The following is a 25362-nucleotide window of genomic DNA, read 5'->3' on the forward strand; positions in this document are numbered from 1 at the left end:
TCGGACAGGCTCGCCGGACGAGCGCTCGCTCAGAAAGTCAGCACTGCCCGCGCCACCCGCCCCTGGTGAGCGTCGTGCGCCGCCCGGCCGAAATCCTCGATCGGGTAGACCTCGGTGACCAGCTCGTCGAGCAGCAGCCGCCCCTCTCGGTAGAGGTCCGCGTAAAGGGCGATGTCCCGGGGCGGCCGGGAGGACCCGTAGCGGCAGCCCAGCACGGACTTGTCCAAGAACATCGACGCCGGCAGGAAGGTCGCCTCCGCGTCGGCTTCCGGCATGCCCAGCAGCACGGCCTGTCCGTGCCGGTCCAGGAGATCGATGGCCTGCCGTACGAGCGCCGTGCTGCCGACGCACTCGAACGTGTGCGCCGCCCCGTCGGGCAGGATCTCCCTGACGGCGGCTTCCGTATCGGCGGCCCCAGGGGTCGTCGACACGGAAGCATCGGCTCCACCGCGCGCGGCGGCCGCGCCGTCCGCCCCTGGTGACGCGGTCACGAAGTGCGTGGCGCCGAACCGGCGGGCCACCTCCTGCTTCGCCGGATTGGCGTCCACGGCGACGATCGGGGCCGCCCCGGCGATCCGCGCCCCTTGGAGCACGTTGAGCCCGATGCCGCCGACGCCGAGCACCACCACGGACTCGCCCTGGCCGACCTTCGCCCGGTTGAGCACGGCACCGACGCCCGTGAGGACGCCGCAGCCGATCAGCGCGGCGCAGGTCAGCGGGATGTCACGGGGGATCGGCGTGGCCTGCACCGCCTTGACGACAGTGCGCTCGGCGAAAGCGGACGTGGCCGCGAAGTTGTGCAGCGGCCTGCCGTCCCGGCAAAAGGGCTTCTCCGGTCTCCCGATGGCGCTGCGGCACATGGTCGGCCTGCCCCGCGCGCACTCGGGGCACACGCCGCAGTTGGCTATGGTGGACAGCGCCACGTGATCCCCCGGCGTCACATGCCGCACCCCTTCCCCCACCGCCTCGACCACGCCCGCGCCCTCGTGCCCGAGGACGACGGGGCGCGGGAACGGAATCGTCCCGTCGATGACGGAGAGGTCGCTGTGACACAGCCCCGCGGCCCGGATGCCGACGAGTACCTCACCGGGCCCGGGGGCACGTACGTCGAGGTCGTCCACCACCTGTGCCGGGCCCGCGGCTCCCTTTCGGGCGACCGCCTGTGGGTGGGCGGCGGCCACCGCCGGGGCGGCCGCGTCATCGACAATCACGCCTCTCATGCCATGGCCCTCACTTCGCTCGATCTGCCTTCAGCTCCGCGTTCCTGCTCCTCGGTGTGAGGCGCTGCGTTCCTGCGCCGCGGTACGAGGTGCTGCACTCCCGCTCCTCGGTGCGACCTGGTATCTCCGACCCAGCGGGCCCGGATGCGAACGCACCCGTCACCGGCCCGGGGACCCAACCGCACCGCCACGCCACCACGCCGCCCATGCGCCCATGCGCCCATGCGCCACGCAACGGTGCGCCGCCTCACAGCGGTACGCCCCCCGCCATCCGCCGCCACCGATCAGCCCGCCTCACGACGCCCAGACGACCGACTGGAGTTCGCTGTAGGCGTGGAGGCCGAACACCCCGCCGTCCCGGCCGACTCCGGAGTCCTTGAACCCGCCGAACGGCGTTTCCGGGTGCCGCTGCGCGGTGTTGATGCCGACGTTTCCGCTGCGCAGCCGGCCGGCGAGCCGCCACGCGCGGCCGGTGTCGCCACTGAAGACGTAGTCGTACAACCCGTAAGAGGTGCTGTTGGCGAGGCGCACGGCCTCGTCGTCGTCCTCGAACGGGAGGACGACGACGACCGGTCCGAACAGCTCTTCGCGGGCGACGGTCATCTCGGGCGTGACGTCGGTGATCAGGGTGGGCGCGACATGGAAACCGGTACCGGGCTCGGCGGGCCGCTCGCCTCCGACCAGCACCGTCGCGCCCTGGTCACGGGCGGCGGCGATGTGCGCCTCGACCCGGTCGCGCTGGGCCGCGGAGATCAGCGGACCGACTACGATTCGCTCATTCGTGGGATCGCCGAGCGTCAGTGCGGAGGCGTAGCGTGAAAGGGCAGTCACGAACTCGTCGTAGAGCGAGCGGTGTACGAGCGCACGCGTCGGTGCCGTACAGATCTGGCCGCTGTGAAAGGTCCAGGTCGAGGCGACCGAGCCCAGTGCTGCCTCGCGGATCCGGCCATCCGCGTCGTCCAGCACCAACGCCGCACCCTTCCCGCCCAGTTCCATGAGGGTGCGCTTCATGCCTCGTCCCGCCCGCTCCGCGATCTTCTTTCCTACGGAGGTGGAGCCGGTAAAGCTGATCATGTCGACGTCCGGGTGCGCGACCAAGGCCTCGCCCGGCGTCGCCCCCGAGCCGGTGACGACGTTGTAGAGCCCGTCGGGCAGCCCGGCCTCCTGGAACAGTGGGCCCAGCTCCAGGCAGGCCAGCGGATCCTGCGGCGCGGGTTTGCAGACGACGGCGTTGCCCATCGCAAGCGCGGGCGCCACCTTGCCCGCGAGGTTGACGACAGGAAAGTTGTAGGAGGTGATGCACCCGACCACACCCATCGGGCGGTGCACGGCGGCCGCCCCGATCAGTCCGCCGGGGGCGAGGGCACTGGCCGGTACGGGCTGCGGGGCGAGCGGCACGGTGCCGGGATCCGTCGCGCCGCGGGCATAGCGGCGGAAGCGGTCGGCGGCGGTGGGCAGTTGCATTCCGCGGGCCACCTTGAGGGTGGCGCCGGTCTCGGCCTGGAGGAGCGGTACGAGCCCGGGGCCGCGTTCGGTGAGGAGAGCGCTGATCCTCTCCAGTACCCGAGCGCGTTCACGGGGATCGGTGTCGGCCCACTCCTGCTGGGCGGCGCGGGCCGCGCGGACGGCGGTGTCCACCTCGTCGGCGCCCCCTTCGGGGGCGTAGCCGACCGGCTGTTCGGTGGCCGGGTCGGTGATCTGGTAGTGGCCGCGCGCGGGTTGCTGCCAGGCGCCGGCGATCCAGTGCCGGTAGGTCCGCGGGACGCCCGCCCGGCCGGGGGCGGGCGTCCCGGGGTCCTTCCCGATGCCCGGTGTCGCGTTGGTTCCGCTCTTCGGTGTGCTCGCTTTCGTCGTCACGTGCTTGCCTCTCTGGGCGGGCCCAGCGCCGTGCTGGGACGAGGATGTTCCCGTCGGCTCTCACCGCGCCGACGGGGAGGGCGCGTACGTCGCCACCGCTGCGGAACCCCGCACGTCGCTCGGCGCCCGAGACCGTGCCGCGCCGCTCGGCGCCGGACCCGTGCGCGCCGCCCCGCGCGGGAGACCGTGCCTGTAGTCCCGCGCGGGAAACAGTGCCTGTCGCTTTGCGCGAGAGGCCGCATACCGCTCCGGTGCGGAAACCGCGTACCGCGCCGTTCCGCACCGGAGACCAGGTGCCGTACCGCGCCGGTGCGACAGAACGCCCTGCACCGGACCGCACCGCGTCGCGCCGCACCGCGCCGCACCGGGGCCGCTCCGCACCGGTCCGCGTCCACCACCGCCGCGGGCGCGTGCATGTGCGCCCCACGGGGCCGTGCGCCCAGCACCCCGCGCGCGGGAAGCCGGGCGCGCCATCGCCCCGCCGTACCGGTTCAGGCGTTGGGGCGGTCCTTGCGCGCGGCGGCCTCGGCCATCTCCTTGAGCCGCTCCAGCATGGGCATCGGGTCCTGCCCGACACTGCCCGGGAGTGCCTCGGCGAGCTGCTCGGGTGTCCACGCGCCCTCGGCGTAGGCGGCACGGAGTTCGCGGGGCTGCGCCCAGACGGCGACCTTGGGGCCGGCGACGGTGTAGACCTGCCCGGTGATCTGCTCAGCCCTGGCCGAGTCGCTGAGGAGATAGACGACGAGGGGTGCGACATCTTCGGGTTCACCGATCTCCGTCAGCTCCGTGGGCACCCCCGCGGACATCCGGGTGCGTGCCACGGGGGCGACGGCGTTGGCCGTGACTCCGTACTTGTGCAGACCGAGGGCCGCGCTGCGCACCAGGGAGATGACGCCTCCCTTGGCCGCCGCGTAGTTGGCCTGGGAGACGGAGCCTTGGTGGTTGCCGCTGGTGAAGCCGATGAGGGTACCGCCGCGCTGTCGGCGCATGACGGCGCTCGCGGCGCGGAAGACGGTGAAGGTGCCCTTGAGGTGGGTGGCGACCACGGGGTCCCACTCCTCCTCGCTCATGTTGAAGAGCATGCGTTCGCGCAGGATGCCGGCCACGCAGACGGCTCCGTCGAGCCGCCCGTACCGGGCCAGGGCGGTGTCGATGACGCGCTGGCCGCCGTCCATGGTGGAGATGTCGTCGGCGACCGCCACGGCCTGACCGCCCGCCGTGGTGATCTCCTTGACGACGGCTTCCGCTATCTCGCTGTGCGGCTCGCCGCCGTCGACGCCGACTCCGTAGTCGTTGACGACGACTGAGGCGCCCTCCTTCGCACACGCGAGCGCCACCGCGCGGCCGATACCGCGCCCGGCGCCCGTGACGGCGACGACCTTTCCGGCCAGGAAATTGCCCACGTCCGTCCCCCTCCCGAGTTACCTGACGACCCGTTAGATTCTTGGGCAGGCGCCGTGCGAACACAAGAGCCCCGTACCGCCCCGCTTCCGACGTCCGGCTGAAGGAGGAGAGATGACCGTGCCCGCGCAGTGCCCCGAGTTCGCCGAGATCGCCAGGCGGGTCAACAACTGGGGACGATGGGGAGCCGACGACGAGGTGGGAACGCTCAATCTGGTGACCGACGAGGTGGTGCGTCAGGCCGCGGCCGGCGTGCGCAGCGGTCGGCGGGTCCCGCTCGCGCTGCCGCTCCAGCAGGACGGCGTGCAGACCGGGATGATCCCGGGCCGGGTGAACCCACTGCACACGATGGTGGCCGTCAACCTGGAGATGTTCGGTCCCGGCACCGTTGCCACCAGCGACGACGTGGTGACCATGGGCCTGCAAGCCGCCACCCACTGGGACGGTCTCGGCCATGTCTCACACGGTGGGCGGATCTACAACGACCGGCCCGCCGGGTCGATCACCGCGCATGGCGGAGCCGCGTTCGGCGGCATCGAGAAGACGCGCCCGCTGGTCTCGCGCGGTGTCCTGCTCGACGTGGCGCGCGCCCGCGGTGAGCGGCAACTGGCGGGGGACCACGCGGTGGGGCCCGAGGACCTGGAGCAGGCCGAGGAGTTCGCGGGCACACGGGTGCAGGCCGGGGACATCGTCCTCGTCCGCACCGGGCAGTTGCGCCACTTCCTCGCCGGGGACAAGCACGCCTACGCGCATCCGTCCCCGGGGCTCTCGATCCGGGCGCCGGAGTGGTTCCACGCCCGCGATGTGGCCGCTGTCGCCAACGACACCCTCACCTTCGAGATCGTTCCCCCGCAGATCGAGAACCTGTGGCTGCCGGTTCACGCCCTCCACCTCGTCGAGATGGGCATGCTCCAGGGGCAGAACTGGAATCTGGAGGAGTTGTCGGAAGTCTGCGCGGAGGAGGCCCGCTACAGCTTTCTGCTCTCGGCACCGCCCGAACCGTTCACGGGCGGAACGGGTGCTCCGGTGGCACCGGTGGCGGTGCTGTGAAGTGAGGCGGGAGAGGAGCCGGGGCCCGGGACGCCGGACGGACGTGAACGGTTCGGGCGGCGGCGCGCTGATGCGCGCCCCGAGCACGGCACGGCGCACCGCCACCCGACTCCGGCGCTCGGGGGCCCTGCCTCGCACGGCCCTCGGACAGGCCTCGCACGAAGGTTGGCGCCGGACAGCGACCCGTACTCGCCGAGGAATCCCGGATTCCTCGGCGTCCCCTCACGACGAACCGCTCCACCCAAGGGTGATCAAACCGACACGAGTCGTCAACACCTGGTCTGGACTTTGGGGGTTTTGCCCCAATCCTCCCGGCGCACGTTCAGCCGAACGCGCCAGCCCCGGCTTCCACGACGTTGACCCGGGTGCGGAGCGTGACGTCGGCGCACGTCTCCGTCCGCGAGCGGGTACCGCCCTCCAGGCGTGCTGCCTCCGGGTACGCCCGCCGCTCCCCGTCTCCTCGCCCGCCGGCTCGCGTCTCGCCGTACACGGGCGGCGCGAGGACGCATCCCGACCCCGGTGGCGCGGCGTCCAGTTCGCACCAGACGCGCTTGCCGCCCGGCTCGTGTTCCCAGCCCCAGCGGTCGGCGAGGCCGGAGACGAGCTCCAGGCCGCGGCCGCCGGTGTCCCCGCCCTCGGCCTGACGGTGGCGCGGAGCGCGGCTGCTCGTGTCGGCGACCTCGACGCGTACGGACTCCACCGTCTCGCACGCCCCCTCCCCCCCGCACCTGCGGGGCAGCAGCATGCACAGCACAGCCGGACACCCGGTGTGCACCACCGCGTTGGTGACGAGTTCCGAGATCAGCAGAATCAGCGTCTCGGCCAGCGGTTCGTCGGCAGCCACCCCGGCTCCCGCGAGCCGGGCCCTGGCCCACCTACGGGCGCGCCCCACCTCCGTCGGATCGGATCCGATCTCCAACTGCTCCAGAAGCACCTGCACCGCTCACACCATCCGAACTGGCGGACACATCGCCTCGCGTCTCCATGTAGTCACGGATTGTGACTCCATCGAGACCAGCATGGTTGCTCATAGTGAGGGCAACAAGCGCTTCAGGCATATTCCGGCGCAAAGGAGTATCGGCACGGCATACTGTGCGACGGCCTGTGCGACGGCCTGCGTCACGTTGCCACTTCGGTGTTGTCCTGCGCGGCGGCACGTTTGCGCGCCGGTTCCCGTGCGGATACGGGCTCCGTCGCCGCCACTTCCTCACCCGCCTCCCACGCGACACCCCTCATGACCCTGCGTAACCACCACTGTTCGGGTTTTCCTCACATAGCGGTGGGTTGAGCGGGGAATCGGCAGGAACGGGGCATCGGCGGGGTATCCGTGCGGAACGGTCACAGCAGAGCAGCCGCCAGTCTCTCCTCAGCAGCCGCCGACGTCCCCCACTGCTCGGCACGCAACCAGGCCCGCTTCAGATGCAGGTGCACCTCGGCCTCCCAGGTGAAGCCCATGCCGCCGAACACCTGGAGGCAGTCGCGGGCGTTGGAGGTGGCGGCCTCGTCGGCGAGGAGCTTCGCGGCGTACGCCTCCTCGCTCTCTTGGGTGACGGCGGCCGCGTACACCGCGCTTCGCGCCGTCTGCGCCCGCACCAGCATCCCCGCGCACAGATGCTGCACGGCCTGGAACGTGCCGATCGGCCGCCCGAACTGTTCGCGTTCTCGGGCATATCCGACGGCCATCTCCAGCGTACGGCGGGCACTGCCCAGCTGTTGCGCTGCGGTGAGCACACCGGCCTCACGACGCAGCACGTCGGCGTCCCCCGTGGGCAGCCACTTTCCCGGCACGTCCACCGCGGGCAGCCACTTTCCCCGCCCGGCCACCGTGGGCAGCCGCTCTTCCGGTCCGTCCCCCGGCTCTTGCCCCACCCCGTCGCCCGACCGCTGTCCCCTCCGTGCACCCGGCCCCTCCTCCTGGTCTCCGGCAACCGGACGGCTGTCGGAGGCCGGTCGGGCGACCACCCGGTGCAGCGGGGACAGCGGATCGACGGACCGCACGGGTACGGGCGCGGGAGCGGCTGCGGCGGCGGGCGGGCTGCCGGCCTGCTCGCCGTCCTTCACCGCCCCGGCCAGATCGCTGCCCGTGGTCTCCAGGAGCCGCACCTCGCCGTCGCCCACGACCAACACCGCGTCCGCCGCTTCCAGGTGCTCCACCAGCATGCCGTCCGGGGCGGTTCCCCCTGGGGGCGACGTGACGTCCGGCGACGGCCGCCCCGCGTCCATCGCCGTCACCACCACCCGCCCCTCCGCCGCTCCGGGCACCAGTCCCCAACTGCCCGCCAGATGAGTGGCGACCAGGGGGCCAGGCAGCAGCGCGCGGCCCGTTTCCTCGAAGACCAGCACCGCTTCGGGCAGGCCGAGGCCGACCCCGCCCGCGCTCTCGTCCGCCCGCAGTGAGAACAGTCCGGCTGCCCCCAGCTCTGCCCACAGGCGGGTCAGCTCCGCGTTCGGGGCGTGGTGGGCGAGAGGGTCGGCCGCGTGGCGCAGCGCCGTCGGTCCGAAGTGCCGGTCGAGCAGTTGCCGCATGCCCGCTCGCAACGCCTCCTGGTCGTCGGTCAGCCGGAAGTCCATGGGGCTTGTCACCGTCCCTTCGGCAGGCCGAGGACGCGCTCGGCCAGAATGGTGTGCTGGATCTGGGAGGTTCCGGCGGCGATGGTGTACGAGAGGGAGGAGAGCCGCTCGCGGGTCCACTCCCGCGTCAAATCCAGTGCGTCGGGGCCCAGGACCGCGGCCGCCACGTCGTACAGCTCCTGGCGGGCGTGGGAGTAGCGCAGCTTGAAGACGGAGGCGCCCTCCGCGGGTACGCCCGTGCCGCCGTGGCGCAGTCCGTGTGCGGCCTCGCTGACGTTCCACTGGATGAGCCGCCACAGCGCGGTGAACTCGGCGTTGAGCCGGCCGAGTCTGCGGCGGAGTACGGCGTCGTCCCAGCGGCCCGTCTTCCTGGCGCGCTTCGCGAGCAGCCGCAGCGTACGGCGGCAGGCGACGACCTCGCCGACGAAGGCGGTGCCGCGTTCGAAGGAGAGGGTCACCATGGTGACGCGCCAGCCGTCGTTCTCCTCACCCACTCGGTGGGTGACGGGCACCCGTACCTCGTCGAGGAAGACCTCGGCGAACTCCGTGGAGCCTGCCAGCGTCCGCAGCGGTCTGACGGTGACGCCGGGCGCGTCCATGGGCAGGGCGAGCCAGGTGATGCCCCGGTGGCGCGGGGCTTCGGGGTCGGTGCGGACGAGCAGTTCGCACCAGTCGGCGACCTCGGCGTGCGAGGTCCATATCTTGGAGCCGGTGACGACGTAGTGGTCACCGTCGCGTACCGCGCGGGTGCGCAGCGAGGCCAGGTCGGAGCCCGCGTCCGGCTCCGAGAAGCCCTGGCACCACACCTGGTCGCCGCTCAGGATGGGCGGGAGCCAGCGGGCGCGTTGTTCGGCGGTGCCCTCGGCGGCGATGGTCGGTCCCGCGTGGAGCAGCCCGACGAATCCGGCGCCGACGTAGGGGGCTCCGGCCGCCTCCGTCTCCTCCAGGAAGATCAGGTGCTGGGTGGGGGTCGCGTCCTGGCCGCCCGCGTCCTCGGGCCAGTGCAGGCCCGCGTATCCCGCTTCGTGGAGCCGGCGTTGCCAGTCCATGTCGTAGGCGCGTCGTGCGGGCCAGTCCAGCGGGTCGGGGCGGGGCGGCAGTGTGGGCAGTTCCCGGGCCAGCCAGGTGCGCAGCCGGGCCCGGAACTCCTCCTCCTCGGGCGTACAGGTCAGGTCCATCAGACGCGGTCGCGGGCGCCGCCGCTGTCTCCGTGGCTGCCGTTGCCACCGCTGCCGGGGTGGTTGTCGTCGAGGTGGAGGTCGAGCATGCGGATGGCGTTGCCGCGCATGAGTTTGTGGATGGTGGTCTGGTCGAGTCCGGCGACGTGCTCGAGGGCGACCTGTTTGGTGTGGGGGAAGGTGGAGTCGACGTGGGGATAGTCGGTCTCGAAGGTGGCGTTGTCGCGGCCGACGCTGTCCAGGGCGGTGACGCCGTGTTTGTCGCGGAAGAAGCAGCAGTAGATCTGCCGGTAGTAGTAGGTGGAGGGCGGTTCGGGGATCAGGTCGCGGACGCCGCCCCAGGCGCGGTGTTCCTCCCACACGTCGTCGGCCCGCTCCAGGGCGTAGGGGATCCAGCCCATCTGGCCCTCGCTGTAGGCGAGTTTCAGCCGGGGGTATTTCACCAGGACGCCGCTGAAGAGGAAGTCCATCATCGAGGCCATGGCGTTGTTGAAGGACAGGGACGCCTGGACGGCCGGGGGCGCGTCGGGGGAGGCGGCGGGCATCTGGGAGGAGGAGCCGATGTGCATGTTGACGACCGTGCCGGTCTCCTCGCAGGCGGCGAAGAAGGGGTCCCAGTAGCCGGTGTGGATGCTGGGCAGCCCCAGGTGGGTGGGGATCTCGCTGAAGGTGACGGCCCGTACCCCGCGCGCGGCGTTGCGGTGGATCTCGGCCACGGCCAGGTCGATGTCCCACAGCGGGATCAGGCACAGCGGGATGAGCCGGCCGCCGCTGTCACCGCACCACTCCTCGACCATCCAGTCGTTGTAGGCCCGCACGCACGCCAGAGCGACGTCCTTGTCGTGGGCCTCGGCGAAGGTCTGGCCGCAGAAGCGGGGGAAGGTCGGGAAGCACAGGGAGGCCTCGACGTGGTTGAGGTCCATGTCCGCCAGCCGTGCGGCCGGGTCCCAGCAGCCGCGCCGCATCTGCTCGCGGGTGATGCCCTCCAGCGTCATCTCGTCCCGGTCGAATCCGACGGCCGCGATCACCCGCTTGTAGGGGAAGAACAACCCCTCGTACTCCCACCAGTCCGTCAGCTGCCCCTCGGGGTCGGTGGTGAACCGGTACTTGCCGCCCACGTACTCCAGCTCACCGATCCCGGCCGTCAGCGGCTTGGGGCCTGCCTCCCGGTACTTGCCCGGCAGCCACGTCTCGAACAGGTGCGCCGGCTCGATCACGTGATCATCGACACTCACGATCCGCGGAAGTTCCGTCACTGGTGTACCCCCTCGCCATACCGCTCTACCTGATGGACCGTCAGAAAGAGGCTAGCCCCGCCTCCTCTGGACCGACAAGGCGTCGCCCTCTACGCTTCCCCGAAACCTGACGACCTGTCAGTAAAAGGGGAGGCAGCATGTCCGCTGTCGCACGCGAACCCGGAGCCGCGGCACGCGCACCAGGAACCGCACGCGCACCCGGCCCCGCAGCACCCGCCTCAGGAGCCCCGCCCGCACCTCGCGCCGCGCACACCCCGGGCCGCGCACCAGGAGCGAGCGCCGCGCACACCCCGGCCAGCGCCTCAGGAGCGAGCGCCACACACGCCCCCGGCCACGCACCACGGGCGAACGACGCACGCGCCATGGCCGCCGCACCCACCTCCGGCACCGCTCACGGAGCGCGCACCGACCACGGAGCGCGCACCGCCCACGCGCTCGGTACCGCCAGGACCCTGTGGGAGCTGCTCGTCCGCCGGGCGGAGCTCACTCCCGAGGCGCCCGTGCTGATCCAGGCCGCCGACGACCCGTCCGAGGACCGCACCGTCACGTTCGGCATGCTGCGCCGCCACGCCGAGCGCACCGCGGCCGGGCTGTACGAGGAGGGCGTACGTCCAGGGCACACCGTCGCCTGGCAGTTGCCCACCCGCATCGAGACGGTCGTGCTCTCCCTGGCGCTCGCCAGGATCGGCGCACGCCAGACACCGGTCATCCCGGTGTACGGGGAGCGGGAGGTGGCTCTCGCGCTGCGCGCGACGGGCGCCGCCTGGTACGTCCACCCCGGCACCTGGCGCGGCACCGACTACGCGGCCCTCGCCGATCGCATCGGAGCACGGCACGACCTGAGACCCCGCACCCTGACCGCGTACGACACCCTCCCCGACGGCGATCAGGACCGCCTGCCGGAACCACCCGACGAGGGCACAGGGGTGCGGTGGATCTACTGGACGTCCGGCACCACCTCTCAGCCGCGCGGTGTCCGCCACACCGACCGCAGCCTCATCGCGGGCGGCTCGTGCCTCGCGCACGCGCTGCGGCCGCGGCCCGACGACGTCGGCTCGATCGCCTTCCCGTACGCGCACATCGGCGGCCCCGACTACCTGGTGATGCTGCTGCTGTACGGGTTTCCGGCCGTGCTGTTCGAGAGGTTCGCGTTGCCGGACGCGCTGGCCGGGTACCGGCGGCACGGGGTGACCACGGCCGGCGGCTCGACGGCCTTCTACACGATGTTCCTCGCCGAACAGCGCAAGCAGCCCGGCGAGAAGCTGATCCCGAGCCTGCGGCTGCTCGCGGGCGGCGGGGCCGCCAAGCCCGCCGAGCTGTACCACGAGGTGGTGACCGAGCTGGAATGCCTGCTCACCCACGGCTACGGCATGACCGAAGCCCCCATGATCACCATGGGGACGCCCGACGACACCCCCACCCACCTGGCCACCACCGAGGGCCGCCCGCCCGCCGCCATGGACATCCGGATCACCACCCCGGACGGCACCCCGCTGCCGCCCGGCAGCGAGGGCGAGGTGCGGCTGCGCGGCGAGGCCGTCTGCCAGGGGTACCTGGACGCGGCGCAGACCGCCGAGGCGTTCGACGCCGACGGCTACCTGATCACGGGCGACCTGGGGCGCGTGCTGGAGAGCGGGCACCTGGTCCTCACCGGGCGCACCAAGGACATCATCATCCGCAAGGGAGAGAACATCTCGGCCAAAGAGGTCGAGCAGCTCCTCTACGAGCACCCCGCCGTCGCCGACGCCGCCGTGATCGGACTGCCCGACGCGGAGCGCGGGGAGCGGGTGTGTGCCGTGGTCGAACAGCCGCCCGGTGCGCCGCCCGTCGCGCTCACCGAGCTGACCGCCTATCTGCGCGAGCGCGGACTGGCCACCTACAAGCTGCCCGAACAGGTCGAGGTGGTGGACGCCCTGCCGCGCAACGAGGCGCTGCGCAAAGTGCTCAAGTACAGGCTGCGGGAACGGTTCGGCTGACAGGTCCGAGCGGCCGGAGCGGCCCAAACGACCGGAGCGGGCTCACGCGGCGGCGGGGCGCCCGGCGAGCAGCGGGCGGCCGGCGGCTGACGGACGGCCGCGAGCGGGCTCTACGCCGTGAGGGGGCCCGTGGCGGCGCGGGCGTCGGTGGCCGCCTCCAGATCCGGGTAGCAGTCGAAGAGGCGGCGCACGCCCAGCGCGGAGAGCACCCGGTTGACGTGCGAGCCCTCCTCGGCGCCCCGCGCGGGCAGGATCAGCCGCAGGCGCCCGGCGCAGGAGCGCATCAGCCGCCGCGAAGCGATCAGCACGCCCACTCCGCTGGAATCACAGAAGAGGACGTCGGACAGGTCCAGCACGAGACTCCTGCGCCCCTCGGCCACGGCGTCGTGCACGTGCTGCCGCACCGCGGGCGAGGTGACCAGGTCCAGCTCACCTGAGACCCGGAGCACGGCCCACGCGCCGCGCTCCTCCTCCAGCACCTTCAACGACACTCCCCGCAACCCCTTCGTCGATCGCCTACAGCAGTCGGCTGCCCTGCGCGCCCCCTCCAAAACTGGTCCCAGGGAACGACCCTATGCCGTCCTGAGGTATTACCCCGGGAAACCTACGGGAACTTGTGGTCACGCCCGCATAACTCTCGGCAGCACGCGTATCTTCCTTCTCTCTACCCCCGTTGACCCCCACCGTGCACATGCCGTACGTGACGGAAACCGCACTGTCCGCCACCACTCAGGGGAGCGCGTTGCGGCAAAGGGGCGTGCGCTGTCAGTGGCTCGCACTACATTCGAGGAGTTGACGGGCATCACACGAGCGGAAGCGGAAGCGGAACCGCCGATCGCGGCGGCACCGCGCCACAGGGAGCGGAAGGCGACGCCGAGAGCTGGGGGCGACATGGCGCACGACACAGCACCGCGCTGGGACCGGAAGATGCAGCAGCGCCTCGAGCGCGGCGAGGCGGCGGCGCTCGGCGAGCTGTACGACCGCTTCGCCTCGCTCGTCCACGGCCTCGCCCACCGCGTGCTGGACGATGACGAGGCCGCCGGCCGCGCCACCCGCGACGTCTTCGCCTACATCTGGGAGAACCCGCACTCCTTCGACCCCCGCGAAGGCCCCATGCGCTCCTGGATCGCCGCGCTCACCCAGCGGACGGCGACGAGCAGGCTGCGCCGCCTCCAGCGCAGCGACGGGCCCTGCTCGCCCGAGGAGGCGGAACGGATCGAGGAGCAGGTGCGGGCCGCCGCGACCGCCGCCCGCGCGGACTACATCGTCACCTCCATGCCCTCCCCGCTGCGCGCCGCCCTGGAGCTCGCCTATTTCCAGCGGCGCGACTACCGGCAGGCGGCGGACACCCTCGGCGTCACCGAGGACGAGGCCAGGCGGCGCCTGCGACTGGGGCTCCAGCTCCTCTCCTCCGCCATGACCCGGCCCGCCATGGCGCCGCCGGGTCCGAGGGGCCGACCATGAGCGGCCCCTCCGACCCCGAGAGCCAGGGACCGCCGCGTGCCCCGCGCGGAACCCACGAGTCCGCCGCGCCCGGACTCTCCGGGGAGCCGGAGGTGGGCGAGAAACCCGAGGGGGCTGAGGGGACCGAGGTGGCTGAGGTGGCCGAAGGGGCCGAGGGAGCCGAGGAGCGCGGGATGGCGTCCGAGGCGTACCGCGTACCGCGCCAGGCCGACGCGTCCGACCTGTCGCCCCTCTGCGGCCCGCCCGAGGTGCCGCGCCAGGCCGACGCGTCCGACGTCTCCCGTCGTGCGGAGGCACTCGGCGCCTCCCGCCGGCCGGACCCGCAGCCCGGGAGCCCGCGCCACGGCCCGCCTCGCGCGGCGGAGCCGCTCGATCACACCGTGCTCAAGTCGCTGCTCGGCGCCTGGGCGCTGGCGGCCTGCTCGGCCGAGGAGACCGCCGCCGTCGAGGCGCACCTGACCGACTGCGCGCCCTGCGCCGACGAAGCACTGCGGCTGCGCGACGCCGTCGGCCTGCTGCACTCCGATGACAGCCTCGATCTGGACCCTGAGCTGCGCGCCCAGGTCCTCGAAGGCTGCCTCGAGAGCCGTCCCGCCCGCATCCCGCTGCCCACCTGGGCGGCGCCCTTCGACGCGGAGACCGCCCGCCTCGACGCGCTGCTGCGGGACATGGCCGCGGAAGAGTGGCGCGCGCCGGTGCGGCTGCGCTGGTTCGACGGACGCCGGGAGACGGACCGGGAGACCACGGTCGCCGGCATACTCGGCCATCTGCTCGCGGTGGACGGCCTGGTCGCGGCCGGTCTCGGCCTGCCCGACCCGCTGCCCGCCGGAGCCCTGCGCGTCGAACACGACGCGGGCCCGCAGACCCGTACGGAGCTCTACTGGGCGCTCGATCGTGCCGCCCCGCACACGCCGGCCGCGCGGAGGCCGTGGCGGGAACAGAGCCACGCCATGATCCGGGACGTCTCCTTCCTCACCGCCGCCGACGCGGAGGGCCCCGAAGCCGGCATCGGCACAACCGATACGGCGCGTACGGCGGATGCGGCGCATACGGCAGACGCGGCGGATACGGCGCATACAGCCGATACGGGCGATACGGGCGCGGGCAGCCGGCTCGTGTCCTACGGCGGCTTCTCCCTGCCGCTGCCCGACGCGTTCCTCGACCGGGCTTTCGAGTGCTGGATGCACGCCCAGGACATCGCCGAAGCGGTGGACTACCCCTACGGACCGCCCGTCGCCGCCCATCTGACGCCGCTGGTCGACCTGGCCGCACGCCAGCTGCCCGGAGCGCTCGCCGCGCGCCGCCGGGCCGGGCTCGCTCCGCCGCCGCGCGGCCTCGCCCCGGCCGGTGCTCCGGGCCGCACGCTCCACCTGGAGGTCGAGGGGGAGGGCGGTGGCGACTGGTACCTGCCGCTCGACTCCCCCGGCGCACGCGCGGGGCCCGAGGAGACGGTGGCCCACGTCGCCCTGGACTCCCTGGAGTTCTGCCAGCTCGCGGCGGGGCACGTCCCGCCGCTGGAGGCTGCCGCCGGGCAGGACGGCGACCGCGACGCCATCCGTGACGTACTCTTCGCCGCCGCGTCCCTCTCCCGCATGTGACCCAGGCCGGAAAGGAGCGGCGGTCAGGCGAAGACGACGGTGCGGTGGCCGTTGAGGAGGACGCGGTGCTCGCTGTGCCATTTGACGGCGCGGGCGAGCGCCTGGCACTCGACGTCGCGGCCGACGGCGACGAGCTGCTCCGGGGTGACGTCGTGGCCGACCCGCTCCACCTCCTGCTCGATGATGGGGCCCTCGTCGAGGTCGGCCGTCACGTAGTGCGCGGTGGCGCCGATCAGCTTGACGCCGCGCGCGTGTGCCTGGTGGTACGGCTTGGCGCCCTTGAAGCTCGGCAGGAAGGAGTGGTGGATGTTGATGATCCGCCCCGACAGCTCCTTGCACAGGTTGTCGGACAGCACCTGCATGTAGCGGGCGAGCACCACGAGTTCGACGCGCTCCTGCTCGACGATCTCCAGCAGCCGCCGCTCGGCGTCCTGCTTGGCGCCCTTCGTCACCGGGATGTGGTGGAAGGTGAGGCCGTAGGAGCCGACGAGTTCGGCGAAGTCGGTGTGGTTGGAGACGACGGCCGCGATCTCGACGGGGAGCGCGCCGATCCGGGAGCGGAAGAGCAGGTCGTTCAGGCAGTGCCCGAACTTGCTGACCATCAGCAGGACGCGCATCTTCTCCTCGGCACGGTGGATCTGCCAGTCCATGCGGAAGGAGTCGCCGACGGCGGAGAAGCTGGCCCGCAGCTTGTCCACCGTGGTGGTGCCGGTGAAGTGGACGCGCATGAAGAAGAGCCCGGTGTCGCGGTCCCCGAACTGCTGGGAGTCCTCGATGTTGCAGCCGGTCATGAACAGGTAGCTGGAGACGGCGTGCACGATGCCCGTGTTGTCGGGACACGAGAGGGTGAGAACGAACTGACCCGGCTGCCCGCTTTCGCGGCCTTCTTCCGGGTTGCCGGTCTCGTCGGGAACGGGGTGCGACTGGCTCATGGGCTCAAGACTGGCACATCGCGACGGGTGCCCCGGCACACCGCCCGCGGCGGGATCAGTCCGTACGCCGGACGGTCACACGCCCGCCGCGAGGTCATACCGCCCGCTGTGCGTTCACACCGCCCGCAGCATGATCGCCAGCACTTCGAGGGAGCGCGGCGGCTCGTCCGGGTCGTCACCGTCGGCGGTGGCGAGCCTCACATGGGCCTCGCGCGCCGCCCGCACCGCGTCCGGCCAGCCCTGGTGCTCCAGGTACGAGACCACGGGGGCGTCGGCGCCCACCTGGTGCATGATGCGCAGCACCCGCAGGACGGCCGCGTCGACGAGCTCGGCCTCCTGGTCGTCACGGAAGATCGTCCCGACGTACTTCTCCGCCGACCAGTTGTCCAGCCAGGTGTCCTCGACGAGGCGGTAGACGGCGTCCGTCACGTCACCGTATCCGGGGCGACCCGCCAGCCAGCACTCCTGCTGGAACGTCTGGTCGGAGAGCATGTGCAGCGCCGAGCGCACGTTGCTGCGCCAGCGCCACCAGGGCACGTCGTTGACAGGCATACCGCCTATGGTGGTGGAACGACGGCCACGTCGGGAAGACTTCGTGGTAGCTGCTTGCTGCATGGTCACCGACCCTACGTTCCGCGCACACCGGCCCCGGCGCGGGCCCTGGCCTCACCGGACACCCCTTCGGCGTCTCCCCCGGGCGGCACCGGTCTCACAGCTGGCCGAACTGGCGCTCCGTGAGCCCGTACTTCTTCGCCGTCGGATTCCACAGCCCCGCCGCCTTCTTCTTCGCGGTGGTCGCGGTGCCGCTCGCGGTGTTGCCCTGGGCGGTCTGCTTGGTCGGCTTGGCCTTCCCCTTGTGGCAGCCCTTCTTGCCGCCCGCCTGATCCGCCCAGGCCGCGTAGTGGTTGTCCGCGGAGGCCGAGGACTTCCACGCGCTCGTGAGCGCTGTGGTCAGCTGCCCACTGTCGGGGATCTCGTTCGTCTTCAGCTCCCCGAGGCGCCGCACCAGTCCGGTGCGCTGCCTGGCCGCCGCACGCAGGTCCTTGGCGGCCTTGTCCAGGGCCTTGCACTGCTTGATGTTCTCCACGGAACGGATGACCGCGGCACGGCTGTTGTTGCTGTCCGCCAGCAGCGCGTCCAGCTTCTTCGCCTGCGCCTCGGCCGGGTCCGGAGCCTTGGAGGACTCCTCCCCCGCCGGTTCGCTGGAGGGCTGCGGCTTGTCCTCACCGCCGCCGCTCCCGCCGCCCGCGAGGAGCAGACCGCCGACCACCAGGCCGATCACCGCGACACCCGCGAGACCACCGGCGATCAGCACACCTGACGGGACCTGGCGCCTGCCGCGGTCGCCGCCCCGCCGGGCGGCGGCGCGGCCGCCCTGCGGCTCGTGCTGCTCCGAACCGGGCTGCGGGTAGCCGTAGCCGCTGAGCTGCCCGCCCCCCGGCTGCTGCGGGTAGCCGTAACCGCCGCGCGGGCCCGAGCCCGGCTGCGGGTAGCCGTAACCGCCGCGCGGCGGGGCCTGCTGCTCGGAGGCGTGGTCGAAGAGCGGGAGGTTCTGGGTCGAGCCCGGCTCGTCGTCGCCCGTGCCGCGCGGCCCTGCGCCGGGCGCGGACGGCGGAGCGGACTGCCCCGGTTCGGCCCTGAAGAGGCTCTCGAACTCCGGCAGCGGGCGCCGCTCACCTGAACCGGCCGGGCCGGACGGGGCGCCGTCGGCCGGTGGCTCGGGGGTCGGCAGCATCTGCGTCGCCTCGCCGCCACCGGGCACCGGCGCGATGAACTGGGTCGCCTCGCTGTCCGGGCCGCCCACCGGGCCCGCGGGCTGCGGCGGAAGGAGCTGCGTGCCGTCCTCGGACCCGGCGGACACCGCAGCGTGCCCCTGCGGGTCCCCCGCCGGGAACGGCGGGAAGAACTGCGTGGCCTCGCTGTCCGGCCCCGCCCCCTGTGGCTGCGGGGCAGGCGGCGCGGACGGGTACTTTGGATGGTTGCCTGCCTGCGCCGGCAGTTGCGGCGCCTGGCCCGTCTGCGGCAGCGCGTGCCGTCCACGGGAGGCGGGGGGTTCCTGCGGAAGGGGGCCCGGCCCGGAGGCGTGCGCACCGGCCGGCCCCGCGTACGGTCCCCCACCGGCCTGCGGCGCTCCACCGGCCTGCGGCTGTCCGGGGCCGCCCGCCGCGGGCGGGTAGGCATCGGGAGCGGGTGGGCCGCCCGGTGCGGGCGGGTAGCCGCCCGGAGCACCCGGTTGAGGCAGGGGTCCCGCGCCGGTGCCCGGCTGCTGCTGTCCGTACGGCGTCGCGCCGGGCTGCTGACCGGGGCCGGGGGCGTGCGGCGCCGCGTGTGCGCCGGGCGGCTGTGCGTACCCCCCGGGTCCGTGCGGGGCGCCCGGGACGGGAGGTCCGGTGGGAGCGGGCTGCGGCATCGCGCCAGGACCCGCGCCCTGGGCGGGCGGCATCGAGGGAGGGTGCGGCGGGCGGGCAGGCGTGCCCTCGGGCGGCAGCGGCTGCGCCACGCCGGGGCCACCGTAGGTGCCGCCGGCCGACGGCGCCGCGCTGCCGTACGAGCCCGCGTCGGGGGCGCCACCGTAGGCGCCAGGACCGCCGCCGTAGGCCGGGTCGCCGGAGCCGCCGTAGGCCGCGTCTCCCTGGGCGCCGTACGAGGTCGCAGCCGGACCGCCGTAAGAGCCCGCGTCGGGGGCGCCGCCGTAGGCGCCGGGACCGCCGCCGTAGGCACCCGCTTCGGGGCCGCCGCCGTAGGCGCCCCCGCCGCTCGGGAGGGCGCCGGGGCCCGCGGTGTGGGCGCCCGCGTCCAGCTGCCCCGCGCCGGGGTCGGCCTCGCCGCCGGGCGGGCCCCAGTAGCCGGGGCTGTGCTGGGAGGCGGGGGCGGAGTCGGGGCCCCAGGGCTGGCCCCACGGCTGGCCTGCCGGGGGGCTCACCCGGTCGCGCTCGGCCTGGGCCTCGCGCTGCTGCTGAGGAGTCCACGGTTCACCGTTGGCGGGCAGCACGACACCCTCGTACGGGGTCGTGGAAGCGGGCAGCGGGTCACCGGCAGAGCCGGAAGTCCCGTCCTGTCCGCGTCCGTTGTGCGTTGTCACCGAGGCTCCTCGTTCGCATGCCGACGGAATCGTCGGCTCACGCTACCGGTTACCCCGAAGGGGGGACCACGCACCCAGATGTGCGGACACCCTTCCTTCCCCTCATAGCGGAGTGAATACCCCTAAAGGCTCCTATCGCACGCATGCCGCCACAGCCGCCCGGGACTCAGACGGCGGCCCGCGCGTGCTCCAGCCGGTCGGCGAACTCGCGCACGACGGCTTCCCCCGCGTACGGCTCCAGACGCTGCCGGAAGTCGTCCAGATACTCCGCGCCCCGGTCCGAGCGCAGCCCGGCGAGCACCTGCGCCGCCTGCGTGCCGGTGTGGCAGGCGCGTTCGACCTCCCGCTGCTGGAGTTGCGCGTCCGCCAGCAGGAACAGGCCGATGGCGCGCCGCCTGGCCCGGCCCTGCGGGTGTCCCGCGACGGCTTCCTCGGCGCGCGCCGCCGCGCTCCGCGCCTGGCCGAGATCGCGGTGGCAGTGGGCGAGTTCGTCCGCGAGGTAGGCGCGGTCGAAGTGGCCGATCCAGGGCGGGTCGTCCCCCGAGCCCTCCGCCGCGTCGGCCGCGTCCATGGCGCTCAGCGCGAGGTTCACCGCGCTGAGGCAGGCGCGCTCGTCCCCCATCAGCGCGTGCCCCCTGGCCTCCGCCGCCTGGAACATCGCCTCCACGCGCGGGGTGACGCGCCCTCGCGCCCCCTCCTGCGCCGCGCGCGCCAGCTGCGCGATCTCCCGCGGGCTGCCCAGGGAGGCGGCCAGGTGGCTCATGCTCGCGGCGAGCACATAGCCGCCGTACGCCCGGTCCCCCGCCGCCTGCGCGAGCCGGAGCGACTGGATGTAGTAGCGCTGCGCCAGGCCGTGCTGCCCGGTGTCCACGGCCATGTAGCCCGCCAGTTCGGTCAGCCGCGCGACGGCCGCGAACAGCGACCTGCCGACCGACTCCCGGTACGACCCCGCCAGCAGGCCCGACACCACGCTGTTGAGGTAGTGCACCACCACGGGCCGGATGTGGCCGCTGCCGTACCGGTGGTCGAGTTGGGAGAGCGCCTCGGTCATGGACGTCACGGCCGCCACGTCCGCGGCGCCCACCCGCGGCCCCGAGGCGCGGGCGACCTGGTGGTCGGGCTGGGTGATCAGCCAGTCCCTGCTGGGCTCGACCAGCGCCGAGGCGGCCACCGTCGAACCGCTCAGGAAATCCCGGCGCCCCACGTCGCTGCGCCACAACTCACACGCCTGCTCGACCGCGCCGACCACCGTCGGCGCGAACTGGAGGCCCACACCGGAGGCCAGGTTCTTGCCGTTGGCCATTCCGATCTCGTCGATCGTCACCGTGCGGCCCAACTTGCGGCCGAGCGCCTCGGCGATGATGCCCGGGGCACGCCCGCGCGGCTGCTGGCCGCGCAGCCAGCGCGCCACGGACGTCTTGTCGTAACGCAGATCCAGACCGTGTTCAGCGCCGCACATGTTGACCCTGCGGGCGAGCCCCGCGTTCGAGCACGCGGCCTCCTGGATGAGCGCTTGCAGCCGTTCGTTGGGCTGCCTCGCGACGAGCGGCCTGGCGGCCATACGGTCCCCCTCCACGGTGAAGGTCTGCCTGCTCCCGTACTCAGCTCAGCCGCCGGCGTCTGCTCAGCTGCCGACCCACTGGTGACGCATATGCCACGAGCCCGTGACTACCCGGTGAAACGCTGCCAACCGACACCCTCTCGACACAACGCACGACAGAGGGTCTACCCATCCAAGACCGCTCTTTCGTGCACGCGCCCCCACAGATGCCCCCATGCGCTGCCCCGAGCGCGGACTGCCCCACCCACGCCACCGCCACGCGGACCCCTGGGGGCCCAGACCACCCGGGCTCCCGCCGCGCGCCTCGGCACGCCCCCTTCTGCCCCCGTAACCCCCGACCGGACCAAAAGTTGTGATGGTCGTGGAAGAGACCCGCACACGCACCCCAGGAGTGGCCACGGACGCGTGCGTCCCCGGCCGGCGGACCGCGCCGCCGACCGGCTCCCCCCTCGAACACGCCCTGCGCTACACCCGGGAGCGCGCCTGGGACGTCTTCCCCGGCACCTGGCTGGAGACGGTGGGCGGCGTACCGCGCTGCACCTGCGCCGACCCCGCCTGCCCCGCGCCCGGAGCTCACCCCGCACGCCTCCGCTGGAGGGACGAGGCCACGGGAAGCGCCACCACCGCCCGCCACCTGTGGACGACCGCGCCCCGCGCCGCCGTCCTGCTGCCGACCGGGCGGGCCTTCGACGCCCTGGAGGTCTCCGAAGCCGCCGGCTGCCTCGCCCTCGCCCGGCTCGAACGCATGGCAGCCCCCCTCGGCCCCGTCATCAGCTCACCCGGCGGACGCATGGCCTTCTTCGTCCTGCCCGGCTCCACCACCACCGTGCCGCACGCCCTCCGCCGCCTGGGCTGGTCACCCGCCTGGCTGGACCTGCGCACCAGAGGAGACGGCGACTGGGTGGCGGCCCCACCCACGCGACTGGGGGAACGCGGACCCGTCCAGTGGGCGCGCGAACCCAACGCGGCCAACCGCTGGCTGCCCGGTGCCGAGGAGTTGGTGCCCACGCTGGCCTACGCGTGCGCCCGCGAAGCCGTCGACCGCCCCCGCGCGGTCGACGGCACTCTCGCGATCGACCGCCCCCGCGCGATCGACGGCAGCTGACACCTCGCCGCGCCGGCGGGCTCCGGCGCGGCGAGGGGGCGGGAAGAGGTCAGGGTTTGGAGGGGAGGGCGGCTTGGAGGAAGGGTTCGACCACTCTGCGCCACTCCTCGGGCTGGTCGTAGTGGATGAGGTGGCCCGCCTCCGTCACCTCGGCGTAGATCCCGCGCGGCAGCACCCGCACCATCTCCTGGGCCTCGGCCCTGCCCAACTCGCCGTCGAGGCCGCGTACGACGAGGGTCGGGCAGCGCACCTGGGCGAGCTCGTCCCAGTGCGCGTCGTGGATCCACGTCTCGCGCACCCGCATCATCACGCCGGGGGAGAAGACCGGCCGCCAGCCGTCCTCCCGCTCCGCCATCACCTCGGCGAAGTAGGCGCCGCGTGCGGGCCGGGAGCGCTCCAGCGCCGGATCGTCCTCGCCGAACCACTTGCGGACGTCGGCGAGCGTGGCGAACGGCACGGGCCAGGAGTCGAACCAGTGCTGCCATTCGTGCTGCGACTGCTCGCCGAGCGCGGAGGCCCGCATGTCGCTGATGACCAGCGCCTGGACCAAGTCGGGCCGCTTGGCGGCGAGCTGCCATGCGGTCAGCGCGCCCATGGCGTGGCCGACGAGCGCGACGGGGCCCAGACCGAGCTGTTCGAGAACGGCCTCGGCGTCGGCGACGTACGCCTCCCGGTCGTAGCGGGCGTCCTCGGGTTTGTCGCTGCGGCCGTGGCCGCGCTGGTCCAGGGCGACGGGGCGGTAGCGGTCCGCGAGCCAGCGGGCGGTGCCCGCCCAGTGGGAGGCGCGGCCCATCAGACCGTGCAGTAACAGCACGCCGGGGGTTTTGCGGGCGCCCCGCGCCGGGGCAGCGGGCCCGGCGGGGCCCGGCCCGGCCTCCGGGCCCGTCTTGGGCGGGTCCGCGAATTCCCAGGCGGCCAGCCGGATGGCGTCCGCCCCCGTCACGTCGATCCGTCGCACCATGCGTGTGAGACCCCCACTCCTGTGACCGCCGTCTCAGCCTATCGAACCTTTATTCGAACAGCCGGTGATCACGGTGAACACCCCACCTTCGAGTGACACGGTCGCGGGGTTGTCCGCCGTTCCCCGGGGGAGACAGGAACCGGGAGGGCGGCGGACCCTGAGAGCTCGGGGCTCCGGGTCGCCGTGGGGGGACATGGGGAGGCGGGGCTCCGGCTGCCGAAAGCGCTGGGGCCCCGCCTGCTCGGTGGAGATGCCGTGGCCGGCGTGCGCCGCATCGGTGGCTCCCTTCCGCCCGAGGGGGCTCGGCGCCATTGTGTTCCGGCAACTCTGGTACGCCGACCAGCGTTTGGGAAGACAGCCGCCTTCTCCCTTTCCTCCCCTTCGTCTCGTGGAGACCCCGTTGTGCCGCCCCCGCGCGGGGGACGCTCGGCGTTCGGCGACGAATCAGCGTTTGGCGACGAAGACGTGCGCGGCGACGTCGTCGCCGAGCTCTGCCACCTCGCCGCTGCTGCCCACCTGGACCCCTCCCGCCGCGCCGGCGCTGACGCTGACGACGGCGCCGGGCTGCACCCCCGCCCGCCGCAGCGTGTACATGAGCTGGGCGTCCATCTGGATGGGCTCGCCGATCCGGCGGACGACGACCGTCTTGCCGTCCCCCTCGGCGTCGAGGTCGTTGAGGGAGACGAGCCCGTGGTCCAGGAACGGGTCGACGTCGCCCTTCTCGCCGAGTTCACCGAGGCCGGGGATGGGGTTGCCGTACGGCGACTCGGTGGGGTGGCGCAGCAGGTCGAGCACGCGGCGTTCGACGGCCTCGCTCATGACGTGTTCCCAGCGACACGCCTCGGCGTGGACCTGTTCCCACTCCAGGCCGATGACGTCGACGAGGAGGCATTCGGCGAGCCGGTGTTTGCGCATGACGCGGGTGGCCAGCCGCCGGCCCTCCTCCGTCAGCTCCAGGTGGCGGTCCCCTGCGACCGTGACGAGTCCGTCCCGTTCCATGCGGGCGACGGTCTGGCTGACCGTGGGCCCGCTCTGGTCGAGGCGCTCCGCGATGCGGGCACGCATCGGGACCACACCCTCCTCCTCGAGTTCCAGGATGGTGCGGAGATACATCTCCGTGGTGTCGATGAGTCCTGACATGCGTAGCCCCTAGTCAGCTCGTGCGGTGGCCCTGCTGGCAATTCTGACGCATCCCGCTGACAACCGTCCCGCGGAAGGGGGGAGACGGTATTGACAGCCGCCGCCGACCAGTTGACAGAAGCTGGTCCAGACCTCAACGTGATCGCCGTACTACGGAACGGGACCGACCGACGAGCGGCGAGGGGCGAGGCGATGGGTGACGGCGCGGCGGGTGCGGGTGCGGGGGCGGGGACGACGCCGGCCGGGGATTTCCTGGATGCGGCCATCGCGCTGTTGTCCGAGGTCAGGGACGGTGAGGCGGAGAACGTCCGCGCCGCGGGCGGGCTGCTGGCCCGCACGGTCGCCGAGGGTGGCCGGATCTTCGCTTTCGGTGCGGGGCACTCGTCCTTGCCGGCGCAGGACACCGTCTACCGGGCGGGGGGCCTGGCGGTGATGAACCTGCTCAACGTTCCGGGCGCGGTGGGGGTCGACGTGCGGCCCGCCACACTCGGCAGCGCGCTGGAGCGGGTCTCGGGGCTCGCGGCGGCGGCGCTGGACTCCAGCCCGGCGCGCGCGGGTGACGTGCTGATCGTCATCTCCCTCTCGGGCCGCAACGCGCTGCCCGTGGAGCTGGCGATGAACGCGCGGGCGCTGGGGCTGAAGGTCGTCGGCGTGACGTCGGTGGCGTACGCGCGTGAGACGCGCTCGCGGCACAGCACGGGCACGTTCCTCAAGGACCACTGCGACCTCGTCGTCGACAGCCGTATCGCGCTGGGGGACGCGGAGCTGACCGCCGAGGGGGTGGAGGCGCCGTTCGCTCCGGCGTCCACGGTGGTCACGAGCGCGTTGATGCAGGCGATCGTCGCGGAGGCGACGGGTGAGCTGGTGCGCCGGGGTGTCGAGCCGCCGATGCTGCGCTCGGGCAACGTGGACGGCGGGCACGACTGGAACGCCCGCGTGATGGACGAGTACGCGGACCGGATCTTCTACCGCTGACAGCGGACGGGATCGGCTTCCGCTGACACCTGCCT

General features: G+C 72.9%; 20 protein-coding genes. 6 read left to right on the plus strand and 14 right to left on the minus strand.

Annotated features, from left to right (window positions below; genetic code table 11):
* Positions 1–29: 29 nt before the first annotated feature.
* From DQ392_RS14905 to DQ392_RS14915, 3 genes are all read right to left on the minus strand, one after another.
* Complete coding sequence (locus tag DQ392_RS14905; RefSeq protein WP_245981523.1) at positions 30–1181, minus strand: alcohol dehydrogenase catalytic domain-containing protein; 1152 nt, start codon at positions 1179–1181, stop codon at positions 30–32.
* Between the two features lie 333 nt (positions 1182–1514).
* Positions 1515–3026 (minus strand): aldehyde dehydrogenase family protein, encoded by a 1512-nt coding sequence (locus DQ392_RS14910; RefSeq protein WP_114016295.1) that lies wholly within the window; start codon positions 3024–3026, stop codon positions 1515–1517.
* Between the two features lie 542 nt (positions 3027–3568).
* Positions 3569–4480, minus strand: a complete 912-nt coding sequence (locus tag DQ392_RS14915) for an SDR family oxidoreductase (protein ID WP_114016091.1) — start codon at positions 4478–4480, stop codon at positions 3569–3571.
* A 112-nt stretch (positions 4481–4592) separates the two neighbouring features.
* Here DQ392_RS14915 and DQ392_RS14920 point away from each other — a divergent pair, with 112 nt between their 5' ends.
* Complete coding sequence (locus tag DQ392_RS14920) at positions 4593–5528, plus strand: cyclase family protein (RefSeq protein ID WP_114016092.1); 936 nt, start codon at positions 4593–4595, stop codon at positions 5526–5528.
* Between the two features lie 322 nt (positions 5529–5850).
* Here the strand turns inward: DQ392_RS14920 and DQ392_RS14925 are convergent, their stop codons facing one another.
* From DQ392_RS14925 to DQ392_RS14940, 4 genes are all read right to left on the minus strand, one after another.
* On the minus strand, positions 5851–6468 hold the full coding sequence (locus tag DQ392_RS14925; RefSeq protein ID WP_114016093.1) for an ATP-binding protein: 618 nt from the start codon (positions 6466–6468) through the stop codon (positions 5851–5853).
* Positions 6469–6866: 398 nt separating this feature from the next.
* Entirely contained in the window at positions 6867–8099 is a 1233-nt protein-coding gene (locus DQ392_RS14930) for an acyl-CoA dehydrogenase family protein (protein ID WP_114016094.1), read from the minus strand.
* A gap of 8 nt (positions 8100–8107) precedes the next feature.
* The gene (locus DQ392_RS14935; protein ID WP_114016095.1) at positions 8108–9277 is read right to left on the minus strand and encodes an acyl-CoA dehydrogenase; all 1170 of its coding nucleotides are present in this window, start codon (positions 9275–9277) and stop codon (positions 8108–8110) included.
* Entirely contained in the window at positions 9277–10533 is a 1257-nt protein-coding gene (locus tag DQ392_RS14940; protein ID WP_114016096.1) for an amidohydrolase family protein, read from the minus strand. The genes DQ392_RS14935 and DQ392_RS14940 overlap by 1 nt, the downstream gene beginning before the upstream one ends.
* Positions 10534–10895: 362 nt before the next feature.
* Here DQ392_RS14940 and DQ392_RS14945 point away from each other — a divergent pair, with 362 nt between their 5' ends.
* Positions 10896–12509 (plus strand): class I adenylate-forming enzyme family protein, encoded by a 1614-nt coding sequence (locus tag DQ392_RS14945; RefSeq protein WP_114016097.1) that lies wholly within the window; start codon positions 10896–10898, stop codon positions 12507–12509.
* A gap of 110 nt (positions 12510–12619) precedes the next feature.
* Here the strand turns inward: DQ392_RS14945 and DQ392_RS14950 are convergent, their stop codons facing one another.
* Positions 12620–13000, minus strand: a complete 381-nt coding sequence (locus DQ392_RS14950; protein WP_181856434.1) for an STAS domain-containing protein — start codon at positions 12998–13000, stop codon at positions 12620–12622.
* Positions 13001–13400: 400 nt separating this feature from the next.
* Between DQ392_RS14950 and DQ392_RS14955 the strand changes: the two genes are divergently transcribed.
* Together DQ392_RS14955 and DQ392_RS14960 are read left to right on the plus strand one after the other, a co-directional pair.
* Complete coding sequence (locus DQ392_RS14955) at positions 13401–13973, plus strand: RNA polymerase sigma factor (RefSeq protein WP_114016098.1); 573 nt, start codon at positions 13401–13403, stop codon at positions 13971–13973.
* On the plus strand, positions 13970–15571 hold the full coding sequence (locus DQ392_RS14960) for a zf-HC2 domain-containing protein (RefSeq protein WP_245981490.1): 1602 nt from the start codon (positions 13970–13972) through the stop codon (positions 15569–15571). The genes DQ392_RS14955 and DQ392_RS14960 overlap by 4 nt, the downstream gene beginning before the upstream one ends.
* Positions 15572–15594: 23 nt before the next feature.
* Here DQ392_RS14960 and purU read toward each other — a convergent pair whose 3' ends face one another.
* The 4 genes from purU to DQ392_RS14980 form a co-directional block, all read right to left on the minus strand.
* Complete coding sequence (gene purU, locus DQ392_RS14965) at positions 15595–16503, minus strand: formyltetrahydrofolate deformylase (RefSeq protein ID WP_114016099.1); 909 nt, start codon at positions 16501–16503, stop codon at positions 15595–15597.
* Between the two features lie 114 nt (positions 16504–16617).
* The gene (locus DQ392_RS14970) at positions 16618–17055 is read right to left on the minus strand and encodes an SCO4402 family protein (protein ID WP_425470537.1); all 438 of its coding nucleotides are present in this window, start codon (positions 17053–17055) and stop codon (positions 16618–16620) included.
* A gap of 157 nt (positions 17056–17212) precedes the next feature.
* Positions 17213–19585 carry a hypothetical protein gene (locus tag DQ392_RS14975; protein WP_181856435.1) on the minus strand — a complete coding sequence of 791 codons (2373 nt, stop codon included), beginning with the start codon at positions 19583–19585 and terminating at the stop codon, positions 17213–17215.
* A 166-nt stretch (positions 19586–19751) separates the two neighbouring features.
* Positions 19752–21146 (minus strand): NsdA family TPR-like regulatory protein, encoded by a 1395-nt coding sequence (locus DQ392_RS14980; RefSeq protein WP_114016100.1) that lies wholly within the window; start codon positions 21144–21146, stop codon positions 19752–19754.
* 355 nt (positions 21147–21501) lie between these two features.
* On the opposite strand from DQ392_RS14980, the gene DQ392_RS14985 reads away from it, so the two are divergent.
* Positions 21502–22251 (plus strand): bifunctional DNA primase/polymerase, encoded by a 750-nt coding sequence (locus DQ392_RS14985; RefSeq protein ID WP_114016101.1) that lies wholly within the window; start codon positions 21502–21504, stop codon positions 22249–22251.
* Between the two features lie 49 nt (positions 22252–22300).
* Here DQ392_RS14985 and DQ392_RS14990 read toward each other — a convergent pair whose 3' ends face one another.
* Together DQ392_RS14990 and DQ392_RS14995 are read right to left on the minus strand one after the other, a co-directional pair.
* Positions 22301–23212 (minus strand): alpha/beta fold hydrolase, encoded by a 912-nt coding sequence (locus tag DQ392_RS14990; protein WP_114016102.1) that lies wholly within the window; start codon positions 23210–23212, stop codon positions 22301–22303.
* Positions 23213–23656: 444 nt separating this feature from the next.
* Positions 23657–24352 (minus strand): iron-dependent transcriptional repressor DtxR, encoded by a 696-nt coding sequence (locus DQ392_RS14995; RefSeq protein WP_114016103.1) that lies wholly within the window; start codon positions 24350–24352, stop codon positions 23657–23659.
* Positions 24353–24544: 192 nt separating this feature from the next.
* Here DQ392_RS14995 and DQ392_RS15000 point away from each other — a divergent pair, with 192 nt between their 5' ends.
* Entirely contained in the window at positions 24545–25327 is a 783-nt protein-coding gene (locus DQ392_RS15000) for an SIS domain-containing protein (RefSeq protein WP_114016104.1), read from the plus strand.
* Positions 25328–25362: the final 35 nt, after the last annotated feature.

It is taken from the genome of Streptomyces reniochalinae, assembly GCF_003323735.1.
Taxonomy (GTDB): domain Bacteria; phylum Actinomycetota; class Actinomycetes; order Streptomycetales; family Streptomycetaceae; genus Streptomyces; species Streptomyces reniochalinae.